This is a genomic window from Bacillus cereus group sp. BceL220 (assembly GCF_051776965.1).
Classification (GTDB): Bacteria; Bacillota; Bacilli; order Bacillales; family Bacillaceae_G; genus Bacillus_A; species Bacillus_A cereus.
Window position 1 is genome coordinate 1 of record NZ_JBPWBC010000001.1, and the last position, 22,419, is coordinate 22,419.

A 22,419-nucleotide genomic window follows, 5' to 3' on the forward strand; every position below is an offset into this window, starting at 1 on the left:
TCAAGGTAACACAGGTGCTACTGGTGCTACCGGCGCTACTGGACCTCAAGGTGCTCAAGGTAACACAGGTGCTACCGGACCTCAAGGTGCTCAAGGTAACACAGGTGCTACCGGACCTCAAGGTGCTCAAGGTAACACAGGTGCTACCGGACCTCAAGGTGCTCAAGGTAACACAGGTGCTACCGGACCTCAAGGTGCTCAAGGTAACACAGGTGCTACTGGTGCTACCGGCGCTACTGGACCTCAAGGCGTTCAAGGTAACACGGGTGCTACTGGCGCTACTGGACCTCAGGGTGTTCAAGGTAACACAGGTGCTACTGGTGCTACTGGTGCTACCGGCGCTACTGGACCTCAAGGCGTTCAAGGTAACACAGGTGCTACTGGTGCTACCGGCGCTACTGGACCTCAAGGCGTTCAAGGTAACACAGGTGCTACTGGTGCTACCGGCGCTACTGGTATAGGAGTTACTGGACCTACTGGACCTTCTGGTGGACCTACCGGACCTACTGGGCCAACTGGACCTAGCTTCCCTATAGCAACAATTGTTGTAACAAACAATATTCAGCAAACAGTACTGCAATTTAATAACTTTATTTTTAGTACTGCAATTAACGTAAACAATATTATCTTCAACGGCACAGATACAGTTACTGTTATTAACGGTGGTATTTATGTAATTAGCGTATCCATTTCTACAACTGCGCCAGGATGCGCTCCACTCGGAGTAGGAATTTCAATTAATGGAGCAGTCGCAACTGATAATTTCTCTTCAAATTTAATAGGCGACTCACTTTCATTTACTACAATCGAAACATTAGCAGCTGGTGCAAGAATTTCTGTTCAATCTACTCTTAATGAGATTACGATCCCTGCGACAGGAAATACTAACATCCGCCTTACTGTATTTAGAATCGCTTAAATTTCATCATAGATTGTTTATGACAAATAAAAAAAGAGCGAGGAAACTCGCTCTTTTTTTGTTATGTACAATAATTCATTACTATTCTAATTCAATTGAAACATTTTTTTGTGGTACAAATGTAGAAATTGCATGTTTATAAATAAGCTGTTGCTTACCTTCTGTTTCCAGCAGGACTGTAAAATTATCAAATCCTTTAATTAGTCCACGAAGCTGGAAACCATTTAATAAGTACAGCGTAACAAACGTATTTTCTTTACGGAGTTGATTTAAAAACTGATCTTGAATATTGATTGATTGCTTCATGTCGAATCCTCCTCTTTTTCTCTACTTACTATTATTCGACTTTACTTGTAACTTTCCTTCTATGTATCGTAAAATTTCTGACGTTTTTTCACCGTCTGTAACATCAAACCACGTGACATCCATTTTATTACGGAACCACGTTAATTGACGCTTTGCATAACGACGCGAATTCGTCTTTAATTGTGATACCGCATCTTCTAAAGGGGCTCGATTCTCAAAATAATCATAGATTTCTTTATATCCAATTGCTTGAATAGATTGACAATCTCGTATCCCTCTATTATACAGACCTTCTACTTCCTCTAATAGGCCTTGTTCCATCATCAAATCCACTCGTAAGTTAATGCGATCGTATAGCATTTCTCGATCCATTGTCAAGCCAATTAATGAAACATCATAGAGTAACTCTTTTTCTTGTTTCTCAATTTGGTCACTCATTTTTTCACCCGTCGTGTGGAAAATTTCTAACGCCCGAATGACACGTCGTACATTATTTGCATGAATACGCTCCGCACTTTCCGGATCTACTTCTTGCAATTTTTTATGTACATATTCCACACCGCGTTCTAAAGCTAACTTTTCCATTTGCTCTCGGTATATCACATCACCAGCATCATCTGTAAACTGATAATCGAATAAAACAGATTGTATATAAAGACCGGTCCCACCAACTATAATTGGTAATTTACCACGTTCTGTAATTTCTCGAATATGTTTGCGAACACGTTCTTGAAATTCCGCGACAGAAAATGAATCTTCCGGATTTTTTATATCGACCATATAATGTGGAATTCCGTCCATCTCTGCTTGTGTTACCTTTGCAGTTCCAATATCCATCGTTCGATAGATTTGCATGGAATCACCACTAATAATTTCACCGTTCAACGCTTTGGCAAGATCGATACTTAACTTCGTCTTTCCAACAGCTGTTGGTCCAATGATGACAGCAACTTTTTCACGTTGCACTTCTCCCATAGCATTCAACTCTCTTTATGTAATATACTCCATCTATTGATTATACCCAATCTTACCAATTTTAACGGCATGATTGCAAGTTCTTTCATTTCGGTACATGAAATTACATATAAAAAAGAACATAGTTTGTCCAATTCTGCATATACATGATAAAAATAGTTTCGAGAGGATGAGTTAACTATGAAACAATCCACCATCAATTTTTCATCTTTGACAAAAGACCTCATTTTAGCTACTTCTACAAAAGAACAAAATTGTTCACAAGAGGAATTATACTTCGCCCTAAATTGTTTACTACGGGCTTTTCATTCTACTCTCCATGAAACAACATCACATCCAGAAAATAAAAATACAGAATATATACAAACACAATTTTGCAGTGCATATAAAATTATTACAGGTAAAACTATTTATCCCTTTCAATAATCCATAAAAAGCGGCTGCTTACATAATTTCAAGCAACCGCTTTTTATATTAATATCGATAACCTATTGTATAACTTTCACTTTTACAGATTTGCGCCCCCAGCTATTAGCACTACCATCTGAACCGACTAATACATCAATACGATTTCCTTTAATCGCACCACCAGTGTCTCCAGCAATCGCTTCTCCATATCCTTCTACCCATACTTTTGATCCAAGCGGAATTACTTTCGGATCAACAGCAATTACTTTCATATTTGGATTTGCTGTTAAATCATGCCCCATTGCAGTTAATACACGACCACCATACGAACCATTCTCACTCGGATCTGCTGTATATGCCGTCGCTTCTACTGTAATTTCACGACCACCAGTAGGCGCACTTGTTTCAGTAGATTTCGCAACTGGTTTTGCAGCCGGCTTTTCTTTTACCACAGGTTTACTTGATTCTACATTCTTAATAGAATCGTTACTCTTAACAGACTCTTTATTCTTAACTGCTGTATTATTTTTAACCGGCGCTTCTTCTTGAGCTACAACCTCTTTCTTTTCAATTACAGGTGCCGTTCCTGTTAAAAATGGCACGTGAACATATCCGACTTTTCCATTGTAGTCGAATTGTAACCATTCATTTTGAACTTGATTCGTCGTTTCAATCACATCATTTTTATTAAGTTTACCTAAAATTTCAGAATCAGTATTCGCTCCAGCACGAACATTTAATACGCCCGCCGTTACATAATATGTGCTCTTTGTAAAATCAGCACTTACAAACGCTTCCTTACCGTTTAACTTAATTTTTGTCCATCCATTCTCTGTATTTATAACATCTAGTGTATTCCCACTTAACACTTTACCTACAAGCTTTGACTCTACATTTGGGTTTTCTCTAACATTTAATACGTCTGTTGTTACAATTGTTTCCGCTTTAGCAGAACCCGCAAAAATCCCAAGACCAAAAACTGCTGCTGTTGCTATACTTAATAATTTTTTCATGAATAGCCTCCATTTGCTTTGTTTTCGTATTTTCATTATAGCAACAGATTTTTAGAATTTTTAGAAATCACACAATTACAAAGCATTCGTAATATACAATTAACGAGTTGTAACATAAATTTCCATATTAATAAAATGTATTTCTCATACAATCTCCAGTGGTTTTCATATATTTTTCATATACGAGCACAAGAACTTTTTTCCAGAAAAAATTACAGTGTTACTTTTTTGTTACAAAAAATTCACAATTCGTTACATCTTTTACCAAAAAACATCAATATTCCATTGTTAACTTATTTTTTTGTAATAAAAAGAGAGCAGCTACTAAAAGCTACTCTCTTTTTATTTGTTATTGAACTTTCTTTTTCCAAACACCTAGCATAATAGCCGAGACAATTGTTCCAATTAATATAGAGAAAATATATAGTAACGGTTTATTTACTAACGCTATTACAAATAATCCACCATGCGGTGCCGGTAATGTAATTTGGAATAACATAGATAACGCACCTGCAATACTTGAACCAACAACACAACTTACGATTACTCGAACCGGATCTGCAGCTGCAAACGGAATCGCACCTTCTGTAATGAACGATGCTCCCATAATATAATTTGTTAAACCAGATTTACGTTCCGCTTCTGTAAACTTTGATTTAAAGAATGTAGTTGCGAATGCAATCGCAAGTGGCGGTACCATACCACCAGCCATAACTGCTGAGTGCACTCCAAAATTCTGTGCTTCTATTGCAGCAATACCAAACGTAAATGCCGCTTTATTAATTGGACCACCCATATCAATTGCCATCATACCACCTAAAATAAGACCTAGTAATATAGCATTCGTACCATTTAAACCATTTAACCACCCTGTCAACATTTCATTTAATGCTACTACAGGCGGAATTACTACTTTTTGCATTACAACTCCTGTAATCAATAATCCAAAGACTGGATATAACAAAACAGGTTTAATTCCTTCTAATTGTACTGGTAGTCCTGAAAATAATCTTTTTAACCCTAAAACAACATATCCAGCTAAGAAACCAGCAATTAATCCACCTAAAAATCCAGCATTCGCATTCGCCGCTAAAAATCCACCTACAACACCAGGCATAAAACCAGGACGATCAGCAATAGAGCTTGCAATAAATCCAGCTAAAATTGGTACAAGGAATAAAAATGCACCTGTTTTTCCTCCACCAATTGACATGAACAATTCAGCTAAAGGACCTTCCGCCTTTATACCACCAAACGAAAATGCTAGCGCTATTAAAATCCCGCCACCAACAACGAATGGAAGCATATTACTTACACCGCTCATTAAATGCTTATAAATTCCTAATCCTTTTTCTCTCTCAATACTTTCTGTTTTCCCATCCTCTTTTACACCTTTAAAGATTGGTGCATCTTGTTTGACAGCTCGTTTAAGCAGATTTTCCGTTTTTCTAATCCCATCAGCAACTGGCACTTGAATGACATGTTTACCAGCAAAACGATTCATTTCTACTTGTTTATCTGCCGCAACAATAATAGCTGTTGCACGTTCAATATCCTCTTTCGTTAAACCGTTTTTAATACCTGTTGATCCGTTCGTTTCAACTTTAATCGCTATTCCTAACTCTGCCGCTTTTGCTTTTAAGCTATCCGCCGCCATATATGTGTGAGCGATTCCAGTTGGGCAAGCTGTAACAGCAAGTACGTACGGTTCATTTCCTTCTGGTTTTGCGACTTCAATCTCTTCTTCTTTTTCATTCTCTTTTTCATCAAATAGTTGAAGAAGCTCACTTTCATCCTTCGCTTCTAATAGTTGCTTGCGAAACCCTTCATCCATTAATAATGTCGATAAACGAGACAACGTTTCTAAATGAGTATTATTCGCTCCTTCACTTGCAGCAATCATAAAGAATAAGTATGCCGGTTGTCCATCAAGCGACTCATAATTGATACCGCTTACACTTCTACCAAAACAAATCGATGGTTGTTTAACAGCCTTTGTCTTCGCATGAGGTATTGCAATACCTTCCCCTATTCCAGTCGTACTTTGGGACTCCCGCTTTAAAATAGCTTCTTTAAATTCCGTTTTACTATTTAAACGATTTGCCCCGTTTAATTTCTCAACTAATTCATCTATGACAGCTTCTTTATTTGAAGCTGTCAAATCCATAATGACTGTATCCCTTTTTAATAGTTCTGTAATTTTCATATGTTGCTTCCCCCTATCGCTTAGCTACAATTACTTGCGACAATAATTCTTCTACTTTTTCCTTCTTACATAAATCAGCTGAAAATGCTGTTGCACTCCCTGTTGCAACGCCGTATTGAAATGCCTTTTCAATATCTTTTGTCTGTTCATATTTGCCTACAAACCCTGCAACAAGAGAATCTCCGGCCCCAACTGAATTAATTACAACACCTTTTGGAACAGTCGCTTCATATATACCTTCTGCCGTAAATAATAAAGCTCCCTCTCCAGCCATCGATACGATAACGTGTTTTACACCTTGTTCAATTAATTTTCTTCCATAAGGTAAAATGTCTTCTACTGTTGAAAGCTCCACTCCAAACAACTCACCAAGTTCATGGTGGTTTGGCTTAATTAAAAATGGCTTATTTTTAATTACATGTTGCAGTGCACTTCCACTTGCATCTACTACTACACGAATACCTTTTTCAGCTCCAAACGCAGCGATTGATTCGTAAAAGGTACTTGGAATAGAGACTGGTACACTCCCAGCGAGTACAACACAATCTCCAGGTTGCATACTCTCAATTTTTTTCATTAACTGTTCGAACTGCTCTTTTGTTACAATAGGACCTTGGCCATTTAATTCTGTTTCTTCTTTCCCTTTTATTTTCACATTAATGCGAGTATCTTCATCTACTTGGACGAAGTTTGTTGTTACACCTTCGTCATGTAATACCTCTTTAATAAATTGACCAGTAAATCCACCAGTAAATCCAAGTGCTATATTTTTAACACCTAAACGCTGAAGAACACGAGAAACATTAATTCCTTTTCCTCCAGGAAACTTCATATCTTTCTCCGCTCGATTTATTGTTCCTAAATCAAAAGAAGGAACTTGCACTACATAATCAATAGATGGGTTTAAAGTAACTGTATAGATCATTGTTTATCAGCCTCAATTACATTGGTTTGTTTTTTATATTTTTCTAAATCAATTTCTAAATGGTTTGTAATAATATTTGCATCTTCAACATTTGCAATTTTCGCAAACGCAACTTCTGAAAACTTACTTTCATCAATTAAGAAATATCCTTCGTTTGCTAATGTTAGTGCCATTTGTTTTAGGAGCGCTTCTTCTGGATCTGGCGTTGTAAAGCCAAGCTGTTCATGTACACCATTTGCACCTAAAAAACATTTATCAAAGCGATACTTCTGCATACTTTCCTGTGCCATAGCACCGATTAAAGCTTTCGTCCTACTCTTCATCATTCCGCCTAGTAAATACGCACGAATATTATTTTCAACTAAAGCTTCAATATGCATAAGTCCATTCGTAACGACAGTAACATCTTTATTGATTAAAAATGGAATCATTTCAAATGTTGTACTCCCCGCATCTAAATAAATACAATCACCTTGTTCAACAACGCTAGCTGCATAATTAGCAATTTGTTGTTTTATTTGAATGTTTTTGGATGATTTTTCAACCATCGTTGGTTCTTGCCCTTTTCCTGTTAAAACAGCGGCACCACCATGAACTCTTTTTAATAACCTTTGCTTTTCCAATTGTGCTAAATCACGGCGAATTGTCGACTCAGAGCTTTCTGTTCTTTCAACTAATTGCTGTAATTTTACAACTTTCTGTTCTTTTACAAGTTGCAATATCATTTGATGACGTTCAGGAGTTAACATTTTATTCACCTCTTCTTTGATTACAGTATAATGAAAACGGTCACAAAAATCAACCATAAACAATCAAAAATAATCACAAACATTCATAAACGTTTATAAAAAGCAAAAAAAGAAACCTATTCGATCAAACAATCAAATAGGTTTCTTTTCTAAATTCACTTATAAAGAAGCTTTATATATACTTAGAACATCATCTTTATTTAATTTTTTAAAGTTACCAAATTCACCATACGCCATCGCTTTATTAGCCATTATATCAATTTCATTTTCTCCAATACCGTAATCAGCTAATGTTGCTGGCGCTTCAATTGAAGTCCAAAATTGACGCAGTGCCTCAATTCCTTCTAACGCCACTTCTTTATCTGTTTTTCCATCTGTTTCTATTTCAAATACACGAATAGCGAACTGTTTAAAACGACTTACATTTTCATCTACGACATGCTTCATCCAGTTAGGGAATAGAATTGCTAAGCCGCCTCCATGCGGTATATCATGAACAGCAGAAACTGCATGTTCAATATTATGAGTTGCCCAGTCACCTCTTACTCCCATCGCTAAAATACCATTTAACGCCATCGTTCCGCAATATAAAATTGTTTCCCTATGTTCATAATTTTCTAAATCACTTAAAAGCTTGGGAGCTGTCTCAATTACTGTTTTTAAAACAGATTCACAATAACGATCTTGTAGTTCTGTATTCGTTCCATGATGGAAATATTGTTCTAATACATGTGACATAATATCTACCATACCATAAATCGTTTGATCTCTCGGCACAGATGCAGTATGAACTGGATCTAAAATTGAAAACTGCGGGAATGTAACTGGGCTTCCCCATCCATACTTTTCATTCGTTTCCCAATTTGTAATTACCGAGCCTGCATTCATTTCAGAACCTGTCGCAGCAAGAGTAAGTACAGTACCAAATGGTAATGCCTCACTAGCAAATGCTTTTTTCGTTACAATATCCCATACATCTCCATCATATTTACTACCAGCAGCAATCGCTTTCGTACAGTCGATTACACTTCCTCCACCAACTGCTAAAATAAATTCGACTCCATTATCTTTACAAATTTGAATCCCTTTCTTTACAGTTGATACACGAGGATTCGGTTCAACACCCGTCAATTCAAATACTTCTGCATTAATATCCTTTAAAATAGAAATCACATTATCATAAATACCGTTTCTTTTAATACTGCCTCCTCCATATACGAGAAGAACCTTCTTACCAAACTGTGGAATTTCAGTTTTTAACTGTTCTAATTGATCTTTACCGAAAATAAGTTTCGTTGGATTACGAAATACAAAATTTTGCATATTTCTTTACCATCCCTTCTATTTGAAAAGCAACTATACTTTTGTATACCATATTTTTTTCATTTCACAAAAAGATTTGCTTAACAAAAAAGCCCCAGCCTAAAGGCTGAGACTTTTATTGATAATAAGGTGAGATCATTAAGTACACAATAACACCAGATAAACTTACATATAACCAAATTGGCATTGTCCAACGTACAATTTTACGGTGACGTGTTAATTGATTTGTAAAACCAAATACAAGTGCAAACAATGCAAGTGGTACGATAATTGCTGCTAGGATAATATGTGTAATTAAAATGATGAAATACACATATTTAATGAATCCTTCTCCGCCAAAATGTGTTGCCGGTGCTAAGTAATGATACGATAAATACGACACACAAAATAGTAAAGTTGTCGTAAATGCTGCAAGGATGAAACCACGATGCATTTTCACATTCTTTTTAATAATAGAGAATAACGCTGCTAATAAAAATACGAACGTAAAGCTATTAAAAATCGCGTTTAACATTGGTAAAATCGTTACATCAAAATGTACTTCTCCTTCATAGCCAACAGGTCCAAAGAACAAAAATAAAATAATCGCATTTACAATTACAGAAAGCGTTATCACAATAGGAGCATAGCTTTTCTGATTTGTTGATTGATCCACCAAAATGGTCACTCCCTCTTCCTTCAAGTATGTATACGTAACCTCACTATTTTAACATATTATTCACAGTGTAAATGTGACAATAGTTTGACACAGCAAGACAAAACAAAGAAAAAAATCCTTCTTAATAAAACTTCTTAAGAAGGATTTTATCGCTTTATTATTCAAATAGCAACGCGATTAATTTTTGTTAAAAAATGTATCGCTATATGCTTGAAAAATTTCAGACACTTGATATCCCATTAATGAAATTGCTGTTAATGAAAAGAAACCAATCATAAGAAATCGAAACCACATATAAATCTCCTCCTTGTATTTAGCTTAAAAAACGTTAGCTACCTTACAAGTTGCGTGGCACTCTTCATCATCACTTTCCTTCTTCTTTACAATTGCTGTAATAAATCGAATCATAAAGAAAACTACAAAAGGAAATTGTTCGTAATTCACATTGGCATAGTTTAGCAACGGCTCGCGCTGCACATCGAACGGAGATGAGAAGGAATAGAACATACCTTGCTCTTCCATATATACAATTACAATTTTCATGCAAAATACTATTCCTAGAAACGAAACAATATCTTGCCATTCTGTCGTATATAACAGGTTATACAGCTCTAATACGTACTCTTCCATCATCATCCCCCCCTTCCTTTTTTACCATTTTGCTCGCCTTCGTATAAAAAGTCAAGAAAAAAGTTTATATCCACTATGACAATAGTAATTACTTGTTTCTATGATTATATATGATTCTTTTATAGCAATGACTGGGTGTAACTCTCTTCGAAAATAAGAAAATTAGAATCGAACAGATTCCTCATTCTTACTTTTAGGATTCAAAACTGTGCTATTTTTATTTCTATTAAAAATAAAATAAGAAAGTATGATAAGAACTGTAACAAACATTGTTAAAAGTGCTTGTGAACGTAAAGTATCAATTGCGAACATCGCAACTAAAACTGCTATAATAGCAGCAATTGTAACATACGTTACATACGGAAAAAGCCACATTTTCACTTTCAAATTTTTTTGTTCTACTTTCCCCATTTTTTTACGCATCTTTAAATGCGAAACTGCAATAACGAGATAAACTAGTAACGCAATCCCGCCAGATGCATTCACTAAAAACAAAAAGACTTTATCTGGAGAAATGTAACTAAAAACAACTCCAATATAAGCGAAGACCGTTCCAAATAAAACCGCTCGAACAGGAACACCACTACTGTTCAATTTTAAAAATGACTTTGGCGCATCTCCTCTTTCTGCCATTGAAAAAAGCATTCTTGAATTTGTATATAAGCCTGAATTTAAGCAAGAAAGTACAGCTGTTAAAACGATAAAATTCATAATTTGTGCTGCCGCTGGTATTCCTATATGTTCAAGTACAGCTACAAATGGACTTTTTAATATGTTAGCTGAATTCCATGGCAGTAGCGTAACAACTACCGCTATAGACCCAATAAAAAATACAAGAATACGCCAAATCACACTGTTTGTTGCTGTTTTTACTGCTTTTACAGGTTCTGCAGATTCACCAGCCGCTACTGCTACAATCTCTGATCCCATAAATGAAAATATAACAACAGTAATTCCAAGCAAGACCGAACTTATACCGTTTGGCATAAACCCACCTTGTCCAATTAAATTCGAAGTGCCGGGTGCTTCTGTTCCTGGAACAAATCCTAAAATAACAGCAAGACCTAGACAAAGGAACAAAACAATACTTATTACTTTAATAAAAGAAAACCAATATTCAAACTCTCCAAATGATTTCACCGAAAAAACGTTCGTCAGCGTTAATAAAATTGTTAATATTAAACTTAATAACCATAGCGGTATTTGTGGAATCCAATATTGGATAATACCAGCACCTGCTGTGGCTTCTATTGCAATAACAATTACCCAGAAAAACCAGTATAACCAGCCTATTGTATAACCCGCCCATGGACCAATTGCTTCTCTTGCATACGTTGCAAATGAACCACTTGTCGGATTTACAGCTGCCATTTCTCCTAGCATTCTCATGACGAAAATGACTAGAAGTCCTGCTAATGCATATGAAACGATAGAACCAGGTCCTGCCGAATGTACAACGGCACCACTTCCAACAAACAAACCAGCCCCTATTACGCCGCCAATTGAGATCATTGTAATGTGGCGTATTTTGAGATCTTTCTTTAGATTTTTATCCAACTCTTGTACATCCCCTTCCAAACTAAATTTTGAAATTTATGTAAGAGTACTGTGCGAAAGATTTTGTTCTATACGTTAAGATATATCAAAATATTCTGAATTTAACAATTGCAATTCAATCTCCTTCAAAAATTATTTCATTAGGTTTAATACTTTCCCACACACAATTGTTGAGAAAATTATAGTCCTCTTACAAAAGAAAGAATTTTCAGATATTATTAAACAAACAAGATTATACATCTAGACAACTTTTTGTATAGGAGTGTTGATATGTTAAACAAGTTCAAATTTTTTTGTTGTATTTTAGTACTGTTCTTACTACTACCGCTATCCCCTTTCCAAACACAAGCAGCAAACAATTTAGGTTCAAAATTACTCGTTGGATACTGGCATAACTTTGATAACGGTACTGGCATTATTAAATTAAAAGACGTTTCACCAAAATGGGATGTAATCAATGTATCTTTTGGTGAAACTGGTGGTGATCGTTCCACTGTTGAATTTTCTCCTGTGTATGGTACAGATGCAGACTTCAAATCAGATATTTCTTATTTAAAAAGTAAAGGAAAGAAAGTAGTTCTTTCAATAGGAGGACAAAATGGAGTCGTTTTACTTCCTGACAATGCCGCTAAGCAACGTTTTATTAATTCCATACAATCTCTAATCGATAAATACGGTTTTGATGGAATAGATATTGACCTTGAATCAGGTATTTACTTAAACGGAAATGACATTAATTTCAAAAACCCAACTACTCCCCAAATCGTAAATCTTATATCAGCTATTCGAACAATCTCAGATCATTATGGTCCAGATTTTCTATTAAGCATGGCTCCTGAAACAGCTTATGTTCAAGGCGGTTATAGCGCATACGGAAGTATCTGGGGTGCATATTTACCAATTATTTACGGAGTGAAAGATAAACTAACATACATTCACGTTCAACACTACAACGCTGGCAGCGGGGTTGGAATGGACGGTAATAACTACAATCAAGGTACTGCAGACTACGAAGTCGCTATGGCAGATATGCTCTTACATGGTTTTCCTGTAGGTGGTAATCCAAATAACATTTTCCCAGCTCTTCGCTCAGATCAAGTTATGATTGGGCTTCCAGCAGCACCAGCGGCAGCTCCAAGTGGTGGATACATTTCGCCAACTGAAATGAAAAAAGCTTTAAATTATATCATTAAAGGAGTTCCGTTCGGAGGAAAGTATAAACTTTCTAACCAGAGTGGCTATCCTGCATTCCGCGGCCTAATGTCTTGGTCTATTAATTGGGATGCAAAAAACAACTTTGAATTCTCTAGTAACTATAGAACATATTTTGATGGTCTTTCCTTGCAAAAATAATAAAAAACAACAATAGGTTATAGGACCTATTGTTGTTTTTATTTACCACAAATTACCACCTCTCGTTCATCAAAATCAAATTGAGAATGATGATGTGGAATTGAATACATTAGTTACTATTTTGCTTCAACACAAAAACTGAAAGTTCAGGTACACTCCAAAATCTAACAGGCATCCTAGTAGTCCCAATGCCACGATTTACATATAAATATAACAGCTTACTCTTCCCCTCTACTTCATACATACCTTCAACATAATTTTCAGCTAGTTTGGTAGTAATTAATGGACCTACAAAAGGAATTTGGACTTGTCCTCCGTGACTATGTCCTGACAGTTGAAGATCCATTGGGTAACGATTTATTTTGGTTACAACATCCGGCTCATGTACTAATAACATGTTGAAATCATTTTGTTTCAAGTTTTTTAAAGTTGAATCTATTTGTGGCTTCCCTAATAGAAAATCATCTAAACCTGATATTGTAATATATTTGCCGTTTTCCACTTTAATTTTCTGCACTTCATTTACTAATACAGAAAAACCAGCTTCCTCCATATATTTTTTGTAAAATAAACTACCGCCCCCGCCCCTATCATGATTCCCAAACACAGCATATTTCCCTAAGGGCGCGTAAATTTTCTGCAAAATAGCCTTTGCTTCTTCTCTTTCCGCACTATAAGACCCAAATTTATCTATTAAATCTCCAGTAAAAACTACGATATCTGGATGTATTTCATTCATCTTCTCCACCAAATGTTCAAGTTGCTTCAATGTAAACTCTGGCCCTAAATGTACATCTGAAAACTGCAATATTTTTTTATTATTAAACTCTTTAGGAATTGTAGAAGCTTCTATTTCATTCCACGTAACTGTTACTAGTTTTCGTTCTATTTCTGTCGCATAATAATACAAACTTACTGGTATCATTAATATACTTATAAAACTAATAATAAATATCTTTACGATTGATTTTTTTCGTTCTTTTTTTACATAATTCGTATTCATGTTTTCACCTCTAGAAACACTTTAAATCCTTATTGTTACATTCATGTCACAACATGAACAATGTTATCAATATGTAATTCCCTCTCTATTCACTTTGACAATTTTATACAGAAGTCATAACATATTTTTATAATACATAGATTTTTGAAATTTTTTCTATTCATTCCATCATTTTATTACGGAGGGGTTATTCATGTCTGTATTTACACCAGAAGAAATTACGGAACTTGCTGCGAATTCAGGAAGGAAAAAAGCTCATTTATCATTGCTCCCTATGCTAATTCTTGGTTTTTTTGGTGGCGCTTTTATCGCATTAGGGTATTTACTCGATATTCATGTTATTGGGACAATGCCAAAATATTGGGGATCATTTTCTAGTTTTCTAGGCGCTGCTGTATTCCCTGTTGGTCTCATTCTCGTTATTCTTGCAGGCGGTGAACTAGTAACTGGTAACATGATGACAGTTTCTATGGCCTGGCTCCAAAAGAAAATTACTTTATTTTATTTCATACGAAATTTAGTTATTGTTACATTTAGCAATTTCATAGGAGCTGTATTCGTAGCCTATTTTTTCGGTCATATCGTCGGCTTAACTGAAGGAGCTTTTTTAGCGAAAACTATTTCTATCGCTCAAGCGAAACTACAAGATACACCATTGCAAGCATTTATTTCTGCAATCGGATGTAATTGGCTCGTTTGTTTAGCTGTTTGGCTCAGTATGGGAAGTAAAGAATTTATCGGAAAGATTATCGGTATTTGGTTCCCAGTTATGACTTTTGTTGCGATTGGATTTCAACACGTTGTAGCAAATATGTTTGTCATCCCAGCCGCAATTTTTGCCGGTCATTTCACTTGGGCTGAATATTTTCCAAACTTTATTTTTGTTTTCTTTGGAAATTTAGTAGGAGGTATGTTATTTGTAGCACTACCTTACTTCATATCTTATAATAAGAAACTACCTTCTCATCAAGAGAAGACTGAAATGAAGAACAAATCTCTGTCCGCTTAAATGGAATGTCTATAAAATGTCCTAAAAAATATTACAAATTCCATTTTTTTTGCGAATATATGTACGTACACTTGTTCTCGAATGTTTTATACGTTATAATAACAACTTAAATAGCATTATTTACATATGAGGTGAAAAACATGAACAAAACAGAATTAATTAAAAACGTAGCACAAAATGCTGAGATTTCTCAAAAAGAAGCTACTGTAGTTGTACAAACTGTAGTAGAATCAATCACTAACACTTTAGCTGCTGGTGAAAAAGTACAACTTATCGGATTCGGTACATTCGAAGTTCGTGAAAGAGCTGCTCGTACAGGCCGTAACCCACAAACTGGTGAAGAAATGCAAATCGCAGCTTCTAAAGTACCTGCTTTCAAAGCTGGTAAAGAACTAAAAGAAGCTGTAAAATAATGAAAAATATCCTTCTCATTTATGAGAAGGATATTTTTTTCATAACATAATTAATAAAAATCTGACCATTATGCTGTTTCTTTTGTTCCTTTATGCAAATAAAACCTTTACTTTCAAAGAAAGGTTTTGCTGTAATACTCGCTTCTGTATAGATTTCCCTATGCCCTAGGTTCACTGCTTCTTTTTCTAACTTCTGTAATATGGATGAGGCTATCCTTTTCCCTTGATAATATTTATGTGTAAATAAACGATCTACGTAATGATCCTCATTATAATCTCCAAACCCTACAATCACACCGTTATGATCCGCTACATAACTAATATTCTTTTCTAAAGACTTTAACCAGCTTTCTCTATCTAGTCGATCTGGTGCCCATGCCTGTAGCTGTAACTCATTATAATCTTTTGCATTAACCGTATGAACTGTTTCATAGAACAATTGTAATACTCGATTTAAATCTTCTTTCTGAAATGTTCTAATTATAATATCTTTTAACATACATAAGTCTCCTTACCAAACTACCTCTTAACTTTTCTACTACATACGATTCAATAATTCTTCTTTATTATATCGTTTTAATTTCTATACGAACAAAAAAACAATACTTATTCAAAGTATTGTTTTTTAATTCTATTCAATTACTTAATGTAGCTTTTTAAGATTTTAATTTAACTCTTTGTAATCGTAATGCATTTAATACAACGGATACAGAACTAAATGCCATCGCTGCTCCAGCAACCCAAGGGGCTAAGAAGCCTAATGCCGCAATTGGAATTCCTAACGCGTTATAAGCTAATGCCCAGAATAAATTTTGTTTAATATTTCTTATCGTCATTTTACTCATAAAGATCGCATCAGCAATACTATTTAAATCACCGCGGATTAACGTTATATCCGCTGCTTCCATCGCTACATCCGTTCCCGTTCCAATTGCCATACCAATGTTCGCTGTAGCAAGAGCAGGAGCATCATTTATCCCATCTCCAACCATCGCTACTTTCTTACCATTTGCTTGCAGTTTTTTCACTTCTTCTGCTTTTCCTTCTGGCAATACTTCTGCAATTACGTGATCAATACCAACTTGCTTTGCAATCGCCTGAGCAGTTTGTGTATTATCTCCTGTAATCATCACAACGTCTAGACCCATTTTTTTCAGTCTTGCGATAGCTGCTTTTGAAGTATCTTTCACAGTATCTGCAACGGCAACTATACCAGCATATTCTTTATCGATTGCAATAAGCATTGCTGTTTTTCCTTCTCGTTCTAGCTCTTCCATTGATTTTGAAACTTCTTCAATATCAATATTGAATTTCTTCATTAATCGACGTGTGCCAATTAATAATTGTTTTCCTTCTACGACTGATTCGATACCGAATCCAGGAATCGCTTCAAACGTTTCTGAACTTGGAATATCAATTTTCTTTTCTTTAATTCCTTCTACAATCGCTTCTGCAAGTGGGTGTTCAGAATTTTTTTCTGCCGCACCTACTAAACGTAGTATTTCTTCTTCATGGAATCCATCTGCTACAATTATATCTGTTAACACAGGCTTTCCGTTTGTCACAGTACCTGTTTTATCTAGAATAACTGTATCTAATCGGTGCGTTGCTTCTAAATGCTCTCCACCTTTAAATAAAATACCATACTCAGCCGATCTTCCTGATCCTGCCATGATAGATGTAGGCGTTGCAAGACCTAATGCACATGGACAAGCGATAACAAGTACTGCTATCATTTTCTCAAGTGCTCCGCCAAAATCACCAGGTGTAACAAATATCATCCATACTGCAAATGTGATAATCGCAATCACAACTACAACCGGTACAAAAATACCTGAAATTTGATCCGCTACCCTTTGAATAGGAGCTTTTGAACCTTGTGCCTCTTCTACTACTTTAATGATTTGAGCTAATGCAGTATCTCTGCCTACTTTAGTTGCTTTCACTTTTAAAAAACCATTTTTATTTATTGTCGAACCTATTACTACATCCCCAATTGACTTATCAACAGGAATACTTTCACCCGTTAACATCGATTCATCAATCGCTGATTTTCCTTCTACAATCTCACCATCTACTGGTATTTTTTCACCAGGCTTTACATAGACGATATCACCAGCTACTACTTCTTCAATCAAAATTTTTATTTCTGTTCCATCTCGCACAACTGTAGCTGTCTTCGCTTGTAAACCCATCAATTTTTTAATTGCTTCTGATGAGCGCCCTTTTGCTTTCGCTTCAAATAATTTACCTAAAATAATTAATGTAATAAGTACCGCACTCGTTTCAAAATATAAATCTGTCATATGTTCCGAAGAACCAATAGATTGAATACTTAAATATACACTATAGAAATACGCGGCCGACGTTCCAAGTGCCACGAGGACATCCATATTAGCACTTTTATTGCGTAACGCTTTATAAGCCCCAACATAAAACTGTCCACCAATGATAAATTGAACAGGAGTTGCAAGTGCTAGTTGCACCCAAGGGTTCATTAACATATCTGGTAAATAAATAAATGACGTAAATGAGAAATGACTAACCATTGCCCATAATAATGGGAAAGATAAAATAAACGAAATAATAAACTTCTTCTTTTGTCTTTCAATTTCTTGTAATCGATGATCAGTTGATGCATCTTGATCATCTGGTTTCACTTCTAATTTATATCCTAGCTTCGTAATCGCGCTCTTCATTTCATTTACATTAACTTCATCAGGGTTAAAGTCTACTGTGGCTGATTCTAAAGCAAAATTTACTGTCGCCTTGTTCACACCATCTAACTTATTTAAACGCTTTTCAACTCTATTTGCACATGCTGCACATGTCATTCCTGAAACAGTAAATTCAGCTTTATCACTTACAATTCCATATCCTAATGATTCAACTTTTTCTTTAAATTGTTGCGGATTTGTTTTAGTTGGATCGTACATTATTTTTGTTTTTTCAAGCGCAAAATTTACATTTGCCTCATGAACACCTTCTACTTTTTTTAGACCTTTTTCAATTCTATTTGCACATGCCGCACATGTCATTCCTGATATTTGAAGATTGGCCTCTTTTTTTTCATTCATGTCTCTCACCTCTACATACCCTTATGAGGTATAATTATTAGCAAAATAAATCGTACTTCATTTAAAGTACGATTTATTTCCATATCTAAAAATAATTATTGAACATCGTATCCTTGATCTTCGATTACAGCAACGATATCTTTTAATGTTACAGCAGACGAGTCGATAGTAACTTCAACAGTTCCTTCTGCTAATTGAACCTTCACTTGTTCAACACCGTTTAGCTCTTTCACACTGCTTTCGATAGCATTTACACAATGTCCACAAGACATACCTTCAACTTGTAATGTTAACTGTTCCATTTAAAATCCTCCTCTTGTTTATTCATTGTTTGTTAATCACAATTACATCTTACCATACCCCCCTAAGGTAATCAATGGTTTTGTATCATGATTTTTCAATTATTTTCTAAAAGTTTATTTTACACACACTTTTTCACTACAATACACCAAAATCCAATATGAGGGTAAACAAAAAAACAAGCCAGTTAAATTGAAGTGACCCCTAAAAGTTAGACATGGTTATTTCATTAGGCAGCTTGATAAAAGTGAGTCCGGTATTGCACCGGGCTCATTTTTAATTTTGCCTTTATCCGTTTCGTATTATAATACTCTATATATTTTTCTAATTCTATTTTAAAATGTTCTACACTTTCAAACTCTTTTATGTAGAGGAATTCCGATTTCATGATCCCAAAGAAATTCTCCATTACTGCGTTGTCGTAACAGTTGCCTTTTCGAGACATACTCTGCACAATATCTCTTGATTCAAGTGTACGGACATATTGTTTCATTTGATAATGCCATCCTTGATCTGAATGCATCACTAGTTGGTGATGTTCAGGCAAACGTTCTAATGCTTTTTCTAACATCTCTGAAACAAGTGAATACACCGGTCTAGAGCCTATTGTATAGGTAATAATTTCACCATTATACAAGTCTAATACAGGTGATAAATAAAGTTTCTCTCCAAATAATTTAAACTCTGTGATGTCTGTTACCCATTTTTGATTCGGTGCATCTGCATGAAAATTCCGAGCTAAAATATTTGGTGCAATTTTACCGGATTTCCCCTTATAAGACTTATATTTTTTTATACGTACAACACACTTTAATCCAAGCTCTTTCATAATGCGCTGAACCTTCTTATGATTCACTTTCTGACCACGATTCGTTAACTCATCACGAATGCGACGGTAACCATAACGACCTTCATTTTCCTCATAAATCGCTTTAATCTCAGCTTTCAAATCGGCATCTACATCTGGACGATTCATTTTCTTTACTAAATCATAATACGTGCTTCGAGGAATAGTAGCTAGCTCCACGAGTGCCTTGACCGAATATTTATGCCTTAATTCATAGACTACTTGCGCTTTGTCTTGTTTTGTGATTTTTCCTTGTTTTGAACTAAGGCATTTAACTTTTTTAAGTACTCATTTTCCATCTCAAGCTGTTTAATACGTGCTTCAAGTGCTTCGACTGAAATTTCAACTGGTGCTTGTTTTGATTGTTTATTTGACTCTTTTTTCATGGATGGACGCCCCTTTTTCTTTGATTGAAGGGCATCAATTCCTTGTGCTTCGAGTTGTTTTTTCCAAACAATAATCGTTGAATGGGCAGGGATGTTAAAGATAGCTGCCGTTTCAAACAAGGACGTACCGTTTTCAATCATAAAATTTAGTACGTCTAGTTTAAATTGTTGGGTGTAATTTGTATACCGTTTTAGAAAAGCTTCCGCACCATTCTGCTTATATTGGTTTACCCAATTCAAAATTACGGTGTCTCTTATACCAATGACTTTACCTATTTCTCGATAACTTTCATTTCCGTTCAAATAACGTAGAACGATTTGTATTTTTTCATCAGCTGTAAATTTAGCCATAGAAAAACTGCACCTCCAATTGTTAGACTGTGTCTAACAATTGGGGTGCAGTTCAAATACTAGCTTGTTTTTACGCTTTTGAAAAACGTTCAAATACTGTCATTAATTCTTCAATTGCTTCGTCACCATTTCCATTTTTAATAGCTCCTGAAACACAATGACTCGTATGATTTTTGAGAACGCCCATCCCTACTTTTTTCATTGCTGCATTAATCGCTGAAATTTGCACTAAAATATCTACGCAATAACGATCATTTTCAATCATGTTTTGAATACCGCGGACCTGTCCTTCAATTCTCTTTAATCTATTTATAATCTGTTCTTTTTCTTTTTCTGATCTATGTGTTACTGCTTCATGCTCTTTATGATCCATATTATCACCTTCTTAAAGTTTCTCTTCATCCAATAAAACAATTGTTTTTTATGAGTATACCAATTATAGCATTAAATATCTACGCATGATACCCCATAAGAGTATATTTACACTTTATGATTATTCTTAACAACTCATTAGCTTCTTAATCTCAATTTTCAGTATACCCTTTCCTTTTTGCCAAAAAAATCATTATATCTCTCATCAAAATTCAATAAAGTGAAACAAGAATAAGCGGGGATTACCCGCCCCCGCTTATTCTTCGTCTATAATGTTTAAATTTAAATTTTCAGATATTTAATCCAAGAATTTTTCTTTCCATATATAATTATTGCTGATCACATACTTTTGTATCATTCACTACTGAAGTTCCTTCAACGGTTACCGTATGAAAACAGTCATTTACTCGAACTGTCACAACATTATCTTGCCGATCAATGATATGATATTCATTAAAATTTTTATTTAGAGCACTGCGAATTTGTTCTCCTTCATAAATTGGAATGCCATGCGATAGAACCCAAATAAGTCCAGCGATAGCAAGAATAGTTTTCATACGATCTACCTCCTTGGGAATATAGTGAACTTTTAATCCATGCTTTTTCAACTCTACGAATCATGATTGAAATAAACCAAGCCTTTTTGGAAATAAGTTCATTTCGTCTATTTTATGTTTATGCTAATTGTGACCGATGTGTGACAACTTTTTGTCTCTTTAGACGAAAAGTTGAAACAAAACTTTCGAAAAGGACAATTCTACATATTAAAAAAGGTTATGGAATGTTTTATCCATAACCTTTTTTCCTATACGTAACTAATAAACCTCAATCCTTTACTTAAAGACGTCGGCACAACAGATGCATGATTCTCCCCTTCAGCTTCATAAAACTTAAATTTAAGTTTATCGTGGTTTACTTGGAGAAGGCGCTCTGATAATTCATTTGCACCTACAACCATATGCTCTCGTTCAAGTGATCCAACTGTAAGGAACACTCCTGTTTCAAACTTAGCATTGTTTAATTCAATTATCAGGTTCTCTTCTTTTTTAAGAACGGATTTATTATTCCACCATATAGATGGACTACTAATAAAGTAATTTTGAAAAGCATTCAAGTTTGTAAATAGTATATGCAAAGCGAATAGGCCACCTAACGAATGCCCAAATAAAGTTTGCTTACCTTTATCAATCTCAAAATTCTTTTCAATTTGTGGTTTCAGTTCTTCTTCAATAAAAGTAAAGAAATTATGTGCTCCTCCTGTTTTAGGCCACGGTTTACCGTCTGGTTTTAAAGGGGCATCTTTTGAAATTACGCTAGGCGTAAAATCATAGCACCTTTCTTCCCCTGAAAATGCGCCTTCAATTGGATAACCCACTCCTACTATAATAGCTGGTGAAACACCGGTTTTTTCCGCTCTTACTGATTGTATTTTAACTGCTTCATGAAATGTTTGAAAAAAGGCATTGCCATCTAATACGTAAATGACAGGATATCCTGAATCCGGTGCTGGTTGCCTCGGCTTTGAAATATGAATTTGATATTCCTTACCTTCTAATTTTGAATACATTTTCCACTGCTCTGTATTAGATGTTATAATCTGCTGTTTTTCAACTGTAGTATTCACCCTATCCCCCCTTTT

Annotated in this window: 23 protein-coding genes; 5 read left to right on the forward strand and 18 right to left on the reverse strand. The window is 35.2% G+C overall.

What is annotated here, in order from left to right; genetic code table 11:
• Window positions 1-919, forward strand: a 919-nt coding sequence (locus ACS2FK_RS00005) for a Gly-Xaa-Xaa repeat protein (protein WP_438899281.1), incomplete at its 5' end; no start/stop codon positions are given.
• An 81-nt stretch (window positions 920-1,000) separates the two neighbouring features.
• Here the strand turns inward: ACS2FK_RS00005 and hfq are convergent.
• Window positions 1,001-1,225, reverse strand: coding sequence for an RNA chaperone Hfq (gene hfq / locus ACS2FK_RS00010; protein WP_000813896.1), 225 nt, complete (start codon window positions 1,223-1,225; stop codon window positions 1,001-1,003).
• Window positions 1,226-1,246: 21 nt separating this feature from the next.
• Window positions 1,247-2,200, reverse strand: coding sequence for a tRNA (adenosine(37)-N6)-dimethylallyltransferase MiaA (gene miaA / locus ACS2FK_RS00015; protein WP_000504953.1), 954 nt, complete (start codon window positions 2,198-2,200; stop codon window positions 1,247-1,249).
• 180 nt (window positions 2,201-2,380) lie between these two features.
• On the opposite strand from miaA, the gene ACS2FK_RS00020 reads away from it, so the two are divergent.
• Window positions 2,381-2,626, forward strand: coding sequence for a hypothetical protein (locus ACS2FK_RS00020; RefSeq protein WP_000814431.1), 246 nt, complete (start codon window positions 2,381-2,383; stop codon window positions 2,624-2,626).
• A gap of 62 nt (window positions 2,627-2,688) precedes the next feature.
• Here the strand turns inward: ACS2FK_RS00020 and entD are convergent, their stop codons facing one another.
• The 8 genes from entD to gabP all read right to left on the reverse strand — a co-directional run bounded on the left by entD (window position 2,689) and on the right by gabP (window position 11,669).
• Window positions 2,689-3,621, reverse strand: coding sequence for a cell wall-binding protein EntD (entD, locus tag ACS2FK_RS00025; protein WP_023522798.1), 933 nt, complete (start codon window positions 3,619-3,621; stop codon window positions 2,689-2,691).
• A 349-nt stretch (window positions 3,622-3,970) separates the two neighbouring features.
• Complete coding sequence (locus tag ACS2FK_RS00030) at window positions 3,971-5,827, reverse strand: PTS fructose transporter subunit IIABC (RefSeq protein WP_063548405.1); 1,857 nt, start codon at window positions 5,825-5,827, stop codon at window positions 3,971-3,973.
• Between the two features lie 13 nt (window positions 5,828-5,840).
• On the reverse strand, window positions 5,841-6,752 hold the full coding sequence (pfkB, locus tag ACS2FK_RS00035) for a 1-phosphofructokinase (RefSeq protein WP_023522800.1): 912 nt from the start codon (window positions 6,750-6,752) through the stop codon (window positions 5,841-5,843).
• Window positions 6,749-7,501: a DeoR/GlpR family DNA-binding transcription regulator gene (locus ACS2FK_RS00040; RefSeq protein ID WP_000957288.1), complete on the reverse strand. Its 753-nt coding sequence runs from the start codon at window positions 7,499-7,501 to the stop codon at window positions 6,749-6,751. The genes pfkB and ACS2FK_RS00040 overlap by 4 nt, the downstream gene beginning before the upstream one ends.
• A gap of 159 nt (window positions 7,502-7,660) precedes the next feature.
• Window positions 7,661-8,824 (reverse strand): iron-containing alcohol dehydrogenase, encoded by a 1,164-nt coding sequence (locus ACS2FK_RS00045; protein WP_001179068.1) that lies wholly within the window; start codon window positions 8,822-8,824, stop codon window positions 7,661-7,663.
• A gap of 115 nt (window positions 8,825-8,939) precedes the next feature.
• Window positions 8,940-9,482 (reverse strand): DUF420 domain-containing protein, encoded by a 543-nt coding sequence (locus ACS2FK_RS00050; protein ID WP_000228315.1) that lies wholly within the window; start codon window positions 9,480-9,482, stop codon window positions 8,940-8,942.
• A 318-nt stretch (window positions 9,483-9,800) separates the two neighbouring features.
• Window positions 9,801-10,115 carry a hypothetical protein gene (locus ACS2FK_RS00055; RefSeq protein ID WP_106824336.1) on the reverse strand — a complete coding sequence of 105 codons (315 nt, stop codon included), beginning with the start codon at window positions 10,113-10,115 and terminating at the stop codon, window positions 9,801-9,803.
• A 159-nt stretch (window positions 10,116-10,274) separates the two neighbouring features.
• Complete coding sequence (gene gabP, locus ACS2FK_RS00060; RefSeq protein WP_000360114.1) at window positions 10,275-11,669, reverse strand: GABA permease; 1,395 nt, start codon at window positions 11,667-11,669, stop codon at window positions 10,275-10,277.
• 270 nt (window positions 11,670-11,939) lie between these two features.
• Here gabP and ACS2FK_RS00065 point away from each other — a divergent pair, with 270 nt between their 5' ends.
• On the forward strand, window positions 11,940-13,022 hold the full coding sequence (locus tag ACS2FK_RS00065; RefSeq protein ID WP_023522801.1) for a chitinase: 1,083 nt from the start codon (window positions 11,940-11,942) through the stop codon (window positions 13,020-13,022).
• A gap of 109 nt (window positions 13,023-13,131) precedes the next feature.
• Here ACS2FK_RS00065 and ACS2FK_RS00070 read toward each other — a convergent pair whose 3' ends face one another.
• On the reverse strand, window positions 13,132-14,025 hold the full coding sequence (locus ACS2FK_RS00070) for a metallophosphoesterase (RefSeq protein WP_023522802.1): 894 nt from the start codon (window positions 14,023-14,025) through the stop codon (window positions 13,132-13,134).
• Between the two features lie 193 nt (window positions 14,026-14,218).
• Here ACS2FK_RS00070 and ACS2FK_RS00075 point away from each other — a divergent pair, with 193 nt between their 5' ends.
• Window positions 14,219-15,034: a formate/nitrite transporter family protein gene (locus tag ACS2FK_RS00075; protein ID WP_000110542.1), complete on the forward strand. Its 816-nt coding sequence runs from the start codon at window positions 14,219-14,221 to the stop codon at window positions 15,032-15,034.
• Between the two features lie 140 nt (window positions 15,035-15,174).
• Window positions 15,175-15,447 (forward strand): HU family DNA-binding protein, encoded by a 273-nt coding sequence (locus tag ACS2FK_RS00080; protein WP_001043904.1) that lies wholly within the window; start codon window positions 15,175-15,177, stop codon window positions 15,445-15,447.
• 19 nt (window positions 15,448-15,466) lie between these two features.
• Here the strand turns inward: ACS2FK_RS00080 and ACS2FK_RS00085 are convergent, their stop codons facing one another.
• The 7 genes from ACS2FK_RS00085 to ACS2FK_RS00115 all read right to left on the reverse strand — a co-directional run bounded on the left by ACS2FK_RS00085 (window position 15,467) and on the right by ACS2FK_RS00115 (window position 22,404).
• The gene (locus ACS2FK_RS00085; RefSeq protein ID WP_063548407.1) at window positions 15,467-15,946 is read right to left on the reverse strand and encodes a GNAT family N-acetyltransferase; all 480 of its coding nucleotides are present in this window, start codon (window positions 15,944-15,946) and stop codon (window positions 15,467-15,469) included.
• A 157-nt stretch (window positions 15,947-16,103) separates the two neighbouring features.
• Window positions 16,104-18,524, reverse strand: coding sequence for a heavy metal translocating P-type ATPase (locus ACS2FK_RS00090; RefSeq protein ID WP_001003176.1), 2,421 nt, complete (start codon window positions 18,522-18,524; stop codon window positions 16,104-16,106).
• Between the two features lie 95 nt (window positions 18,525-18,619).
• On the reverse strand, window positions 18,620-18,826 hold the full coding sequence (gene copZ / locus ACS2FK_RS00095; RefSeq protein WP_000436973.1) for a copper chaperone CopZ: 207 nt from the start codon (window positions 18,824-18,826) through the stop codon (window positions 18,620-18,622).
• A 227-nt stretch (window positions 18,827-19,053) separates the two neighbouring features.
• Window positions 19,054-20,408 (reverse strand): IS3 family transposase gene (locus tag ACS2FK_RS00100; protein ID WP_088021543.1). Its coding sequence is split into 2 segments (ribosomal slippage): window positions 19,054-19,955 and window positions 19,955-20,408, totalling 1,356 coding nucleotides; the frame shifts between segments, so codons are not numbered across the junction.
• 70 nt (window positions 20,409-20,478) lie between these two features.
• The gene (locus ACS2FK_RS00105) at window positions 20,479-20,781 is read right to left on the reverse strand and encodes a metal-sensing transcriptional repressor (protein WP_000349637.1); all 303 of its coding nucleotides are present in this window, start codon (window positions 20,779-20,781) and stop codon (window positions 20,479-20,481) included.
• Window positions 20,782-21,109: 328 nt separating this feature from the next.
• Complete coding sequence (locus ACS2FK_RS00110; RefSeq protein WP_000849103.1) at window positions 21,110-21,337, reverse strand: hypothetical protein; 228 nt, start codon at window positions 21,335-21,337, stop codon at window positions 21,110-21,112.
• A 248-nt stretch (window positions 21,338-21,585) separates the two neighbouring features.
• A complete protein-coding gene (locus ACS2FK_RS00115) occupies window positions 21,586-22,404 on the reverse strand; it encodes an alpha/beta hydrolase (protein ID WP_063548415.1) in 819 nt (272 codons plus the stop codon).
• Between the last annotated feature and the right edge of the window lie 15 nt (window positions 22,405-22,419).

Excerpts from the sequence above, each read along its gene's own strand:
- ACS2FK_RS00075 (WP_000110542.1), top strand. The coding sequence starts at position 14,219 with ATGTCTGTATTTACACCAGAAGAAATTACGGAACTTGCTGCGAATTCA.
- entD (WP_023522798.1), bottom strand. The coding sequence starts at position 3,621 with ATGAAAAAATTATTAAGTATAGCAACAGCAGCAGTTTTTGGTCTTGGG.
- ACS2FK_RS00090 (WP_001003176.1), bottom strand. The coding sequence starts at position 18,524 with ATGAATGAAAAAAAAGAGGCCAATCTTCAAATATCAGGAATGACATGT.
- miaA (WP_000504953.1), bottom strand. The coding sequence starts at position 2,200 with ATGGGAGAAGTGCAACGTGAAAAAGTTGCTGTCATCATTGGACCAACA.
- ACS2FK_RS00065 (WP_023522801.1), top strand. The coding sequence starts at position 11,940 with ATGTTAAACAAGTTCAAATTTTTTTGTTGTATTTTAGTACTGTTCTTA.
- ACS2FK_RS00055 (WP_106824336.1), bottom strand. The coding sequence starts at position 10,115 with ATGATGGAAGAGTACGTATTAGAGCTGTATAACCTGTTATATACGACA.
- ACS2FK_RS00080 (WP_001043904.1), top strand. The coding sequence starts at position 15,175 with ATGAACAAAACAGAATTAATTAAAAACGTAGCACAAAATGCTGAGATT.
- copZ (WP_000436973.1), bottom strand. The coding sequence starts at position 18,826 with ATGGAACAGTTAACATTACAAGTTGAAGGTATGTCTTGTGGACATTGT.
- pfkB (WP_023522800.1), bottom strand. The coding sequence starts at position 6,752 with ATGATCTATACAGTTACTTTAAACCCATCTATTGATTATGTAGTGCAA.
- ACS2FK_RS00105 (WP_000349637.1), bottom strand. The coding sequence starts at position 20,781 with ATGGATCATAAAGAGCATGAAGCAGTAACACATAGATCAGAAAAAGAA.
- ACS2FK_RS00040 (WP_000957288.1), bottom strand. The coding sequence starts at position 7,501 with ATGTTAACTCCTGAACGTCATCAAATGATATTGCAACTTGTAAAAGAA.
- ACS2FK_RS00110 (WP_000849103.1), bottom strand. The coding sequence starts at position 21,337 with ATGAAAACTATTCTTGCTATCGCTGGACTTATTTGGGTTCTATCGCAT.
- ACS2FK_RS00085 (WP_063548407.1), bottom strand. The coding sequence starts at position 15,946 with ATGTTAAAAGATATTATAATTAGAACATTTCAGAAAGAAGATTTAAAT.
- ACS2FK_RS00020 (WP_000814431.1), top strand. The coding sequence starts at position 2,381 with ATGAAACAATCCACCATCAATTTTTCATCTTTGACAAAAGACCTCATT.
- ACS2FK_RS00045 (WP_001179068.1), bottom strand. The coding sequence starts at position 8,824 with ATGCAAAATTTTGTATTTCGTAATCCAACGAAACTTATTTTCGGTAAA.
- ACS2FK_RS00070 (WP_023522802.1), bottom strand. The coding sequence starts at position 14,025 with ATGAATACGAATTATGTAAAAAAAGAACGAAAAAAATCAATCGTAAAG.
- hfq (WP_000813896.1), bottom strand. The coding sequence starts at position 1,225 with ATGAAGCAATCAATCAATATTCAAGATCAGTTTTTAAATCAACTCCGT.
- ACS2FK_RS00030 (WP_063548405.1), bottom strand. The coding sequence starts at position 5,827 with ATGAAAATTACAGAACTATTAAAAAGGGATACAGTCATTATGGATTTG.